Source organism: Desulfonatronospira sp. MSAO_Bac3, from assembly GCF_003838035.1.
GTDB lineage: Bacteria > Desulfobacterota > Desulfovibrionia > Desulfovibrionales > Desulfonatronovibrionaceae > Desulfonatronospira > Desulfonatronospira thiodismutans.
Genome location: NZ_QYZY01000184.1, coordinates 1 through 3187 on the forward strand (window position 1 = coordinate 1; position 3187 = coordinate 3187).

Genomic DNA, 3187 nt, shown 5'->3' on the forward strand with positions numbered 1-3187 from the left:
CCAGAAACCATACACCTTCGCCTTCAGATACTTCCATGGGCACAGAGTCCCTTGAGGGAGGCTCAGAGCTGCGGGCTTCGGGGTCCTGCACTGTACCTGTAGTCTGATCTATCCAGTGCGTGTAGGTGCTCACCCTTGTGGATACGCCTATGTCCCCGGATGTATAGCTGTGCACTCCTGCAAGCTTGGAATCAATAAACATCCCCCCGCCGGAATCCCCGCCAGCAATCATATCCCCGGTATCCCTCTTAAATGCCAGTTGATGGTACACGCTGCCGTGAGTCACATATTCACCGGCTAACCCGGCAACAGTGTTACTGCCGCTCCAGAAAGAGCTCCCGCCGTATCCGGTAAGATCCACCTGCTGCCCTGCTTCATCATGCTCCCGGTACAGCTCATATCTCTGTGCATCCCGGGGAGCAGCCCTGTCCAGCACAAACAGACCTATATCGTGATACATCCCGGAATCGGTTATTGCGTAACCCGGATGCTTGCCATAACCGATAATCTCCCGAGTGTCAGTGCCAAAATCCACACTGCCGCCGGAGAGGTGAAAGTCTTCAACCACATGCCCGGCTGTGATAATAAATATCCCGGACTCGTGCAGAACAGAGGAGCCCTGCTTGTATCCATCGCTTACTTTGGCAACTCCGCTCCAGGCCTCATGACTGGTCAAGGTGGTGTCGAATTTTTTCATCTCTTATCCTGGAATCAACAAAATACACACCTGTTCAGTTTACAGGCTCAAATATCCGGTTGATCTCCCCTTCGTGTCTGCGGACTGTCTCAATATCCTCGGCGGGAACGTCTTGAATCCTTTCAAAAAGATCCAGCTGCTCCTGGATATGGCGGGTTATTTGTTCCTTCTGCTCTTCCGGCAGGGGGCTTTGCCTGATCTCCTCCAGGGCCTGCTTCATTTCAGCGGTGGGGTCCTCATCCTGCATTTCCATCCCCAGAAACGCCCTGAAAATATGGTCACCAGTTAGAGCCCACTCTTGTGCATCGGAAAAACCGTGATCCACAGCTATCTGCTGCAGACGATCATAGGCTTCATGCCCCCTGACCTCTTCCAGGGAGGCAGAAAAAGGGCTTTCAGGCACAAATTCACCATCGGGCTGTTCAATATCTTCAAATTCATGCTCCAGGCTCTGCACATCGCTCCAGCTATCCACGAACCTCTCCACCCTGTCATCTGTGAGCTCAAAAGCATTAGCCGGCTGCAGAAGCAGCAAAACAAGCGCGATTGAAAGCAAAAACTTCTTTATCATAGTCACTCCTGAAATCTGTTTAACGGATAAATAGTCAGTTCCCCGGGGCCTGCCTGAATCTACTGTTGAGTCTGCTGAGCTTCCCTGGCCTCTTTCAACCTGCTCTCCAGCTCCTTAAGACTGTTTGCCAAACCGTTCAGGAAGTTACTGGCTTGAGACGCTGGAATAATCATGGTTCCGGCCTCTACTGTGGAATCGTCTGCTCCACTCTGGGTCAGCATAATCCTCAGGTTTCCATTACTCAAAGTCACTTTCGAAATACCGTCCGCAAATACGTGCATCTTAACTCTCCTTATTCCCCAAGTTTGTACTTATAAAATCCGCCTGCTCCGAAAGCTCTATTGAGACAGGGGCATGCATATTATCCAGACATACCTGCACCCCTTCCTGGCGGACCATCTCCATAGCCGGAACCAGATCTGTTCTGTCGGTGATCAGAACAAACATATCCCCGGCTTTTCTGGCTGCAAGGGTGATCATATCCAGGGCCATCTTTACGCTTATCTGGGTAGTCTCGCTTCCCGGTCGGATATCGCTGTCTGACAGGTCATCCACAGTTATCTCCTTCTTCAAAAGCGGAGACACCTTGGAGCCGACAACATTCCAGTCCCTGCCGTTCCACTCCATGCTTCCAAGCCTCAAACAGAAATTTGGTGCATGGCGCAGGCCCTCGAACAGCTGGTGTCTTAGCCTTGCACTCTCCAGCCTGGAAAAGTCTATCTCCTTACCATTCAAGGGAGATGTTCCCCTGGCCTGCAAGGGCTTACAGTCATAATAATAAATACGCACCAGGTAGTCGTTTGGTCTCAGGTGCTTCTGGCAGTATTCCCGGATCTCTCTTGGCTTGTACAGAAAGTGGTTTCTCTCCAGCACCCGGCGGCGCATGAACATGCCGTCTGTGAAAATGATTACTTTGCGTGTCATATTTTTATCTTCTCAAAATCCAGTTCTTCCATACTCTCCCAATCCGGCTCCTTATCCTGTTCAGCCAGTTTCTTAAGCCTTGCCATCTGAGTCAAGGAATAAAGCTGCCCGTACATAACCTTCAATCCGCCGGTATCCCTGAGCTTCACAAAGGCTTCTCCACTCAGGTCTTTCAACTTGGCTTCGCTCACTTTATACAGGCCACCGTACCCTTCCCAGGGCTCGATCACACCAAACTCAGCAAGCGCAGCACAGGCCCTGTCAGTTATAGCCCTCTCCCTGGCAATCTTTTCCAGAAAGTCTATTATCTGCTGCATCTTCTGGGTGGGCTTACCCTCTTCTCCGAACATTTGCTCACCATCTGGGCCATCCGTAATCAGATCAGAATTCTCGTCTACGCAGACTACTTGTTTTCCTTCCTGAGATTCCGCTAGGTAAAAGGGATGGCCTCTCAGATATGCCGGGATATAGCTGGTCTGCCACTTGCCTTCCTGGGTGACAAACAGGTTCTGTTCTGGTTTTAAGCCCATCACAGCACTCAGTACGTACTTGTTCCTGGAATAGGTAAAGGCTATTGGAAATGCCGGTACTGCTCTGGGTAATTCAGAGATAACCATGGGAACAGTGGTGCGGGTTTTGGCGTGTTGGTAGTTCTTTGCCGGATGGAAACTTTTGCCAGCGTGTGTTGTTTTGGATAAGGGTTGCATTTGGGTTTTGTAAATGAAAAACCCCGCCCTGGCAAGTTGCCGGAGGGCGGGGTATTAATCTTAAATGACGTAACCTGCCTACTTAAAAACCCACTCAGGTTCAGGGACTTCCACTTTTTCCATCTCAAAACCTGGCTCGAAAGGGACCTCTGTTTCCAGCATGTCCCTTGCCCCTTCTCTCAAGGACTCAAGCAATTCTTCCCTGGTTCTCTCTTGAGCGTTTACGCCAGGCAGATCAACCAGCCAACCTATCCACCAGTCATCGGTCCTCTTTATTACTGCTCTGTA

General features: G+C 50.5%; 6 protein-coding genes. All 6 read right to left on the reverse strand.

Annotation, left to right across the window (positions count from 1 at the left end):
* Positions 1 to 697: trypsin-like serine protease (locus tag D5S03_RS06305; protein WP_287043048.1), on the reverse strand; the 697-nt coding region annotated here is incomplete at its 3' end.
* Between the two features lie 34 nt (positions 698 to 731).
* Positions 732 to 1268, reverse strand: a complete 537-nt coding sequence (locus D5S03_RS06310; protein WP_008870517.1) for a hypothetical protein — start codon at positions 1266 to 1268, stop codon at positions 732 to 734.
* Between the two features lie 59 nt (positions 1269 to 1327).
* A complete protein-coding gene (locus tag D5S03_RS06315) occupies positions 1328 to 1549 on the reverse strand; it encodes a hypothetical protein (RefSeq protein ID WP_008870516.1) in 222 nt (73 codons plus the stop codon).
* 1 nt (position 1550) lies between these two features.
* On the reverse strand, positions 1551 to 2192 hold the full coding sequence (locus D5S03_RS06320) for an NYN domain-containing protein (RefSeq protein WP_008870515.1): 642 nt from the start codon (positions 2190 to 2192) through the stop codon (positions 1551 to 1553).
* Positions 2189 to 2899: a SapC family protein gene (locus tag D5S03_RS06325; protein WP_008869510.1), complete on the reverse strand. Its 711-nt coding sequence runs from the start codon at positions 2897 to 2899 to the stop codon at positions 2189 to 2191. The genes D5S03_RS06320 and D5S03_RS06325 overlap by 4 nt, the downstream gene beginning before the upstream one ends.
* Before the next feature lie 78 nt (positions 2900 to 2977).
* On the reverse strand, positions 2978 to 3187 hold a 210-nt coding region (locus tag D5S03_RS06330), incomplete at its 5' end, for a type II toxin-antitoxin system HicB family antitoxin (protein WP_287043050.1).

Coding starts and splice junctions, on each gene's coding strand:
- D5S03_RS06310 (WP_008870517.1), bottom strand. CDS start 1,268: ATGATAAAGAAGTTTTTGCTTTCAATCGCGCTTGTTTTGCTGCTTCTG.
- D5S03_RS06315 (WP_008870516.1), bottom strand. CDS start 1,549: ATGCACGTATTTGCGGACGGTATTTCGAAAGTGACTTTGAGTAATGGA.
- D5S03_RS06320 (WP_008870515.1), bottom strand. CDS start 2,192: ATGACACGCAAAGTAATCATTTTCACAGACGGCATGTTCATGCGCCGC.
- D5S03_RS06325 (WP_008869510.1), bottom strand. CDS start 2,899: ATGCAACCCTTATCCAAAACAACACACGCTGGCAAAAGTTTCCATCCG.